The sequence below is a fragment of the Amycolatopsis sp. SID8362 genome, from assembly GCF_010550475.1.
In the GTDB taxonomy this organism is placed as follows: Bacteria; Actinomycetota; Actinomycetes; order Mycobacteriales; family Pseudonocardiaceae; genus Amycolatopsis; species Amycolatopsis eburnea.
On record NZ_JAAGNB010001585.1, the window covers coordinates 1 to 905 of the forward strand.

2 protein-coding genes are annotated in these 905 nt (G+C 73.7%); both read left to right on the forward strand.

Annotated elements, in window-relative coordinates; translation table 11 throughout:
- Positions 1 to 499, forward strand: a 499-nt coding sequence (locus G3I65_RS48890; protein ID WP_203612721.1) for a 2-phospho-L-lactate transferase CofD family protein, incomplete at its 5' end; no start/stop codon positions are given.
- A partial coding sequence (gene whiA / locus G3I65_RS48895) for a DNA-binding protein WhiA (protein ID WP_160702438.1) occupies positions 499 to 905 on the forward strand: 407 nt, incomplete at its 3' end. The genes G3I65_RS48890 and whiA, both read left to right, overlap by 1 nt.

Consider the following 905-nt stretch of genomic DNA (forward strand, 5'->3'; position numbering starts at 1 on the left):
CAGCCTGCGCTCCCCGGGCGCCTCCGCACGGCCGCCGGTCGCGTGCGAGGAAGCGGTCGAAGCGGTGCTCGCCGCCGACGTCGTCTTCCTCGGACCGGGCTCGTGGTTCACGAGCGTTTTACCGCATCTGCTCGTGCCGGACCTGCACGACGCGCTGGTGCGCACGACCGCCACCAAGGCGATCGTCCTCAACCTTGTCCCCCAGCCGGGGGAAACCGCGGGATTCTCCCCGGAGCGGCACCTGGACGTACTCTCCGAGCACGCGCCCCTGCTGCGGGTCGACGCGGTGATCGCGGACCGGGATTCCGTGCCCGACCCGGCGAATCTCCGGCGGGCGGCCGCCCGGCTGGGCGCGCGGGCCCACCTGGGGGCGGTGGCCGACCCGGAAGTGGCGGGACGGCATGATCCTGATGCGCTCGCGCGGTGCATGCGGGAGGCTCTCGGTCTCGGCAGGGACGGGGAGCACGGGGGAGGAGCGAAAGGCAGGGAGGGGCAGTAATGGCGATGACCGCCGCGGTCAAGGACGAGCTGAGCCGGCTGGAGATCACGAAGATCGGGCCGCGCCGGGCGGAGGTCGCGTCGCTGCTTCGCTTCGCCGGCGGGCTGCACATCGTGGCCGGCCGGGTGGTCGTCGAAGCGGAGCTGGACACGGGTTCGGTCGCGCGACGGCTGCGCAAGGAGATCCACGAGCTGTACGGGCACCATTCGGACGTCCACGTCATCACCGCCAGCGGCGGGCTGCGCAAGGGCACCCGGTACGTCGTGCGCGTGGTGAAGGACGGCGAAGGCCTGGCCCGCCAGACCGGGCTGATCGACCAGCGCGGCCGCCCGGTGCGCGGGCTGCCCGCGGCCGTGGTGTCCGGGGGCGTGGCCGACGCCGAAGCGGCGTGGCGGGGCGCGTTCCT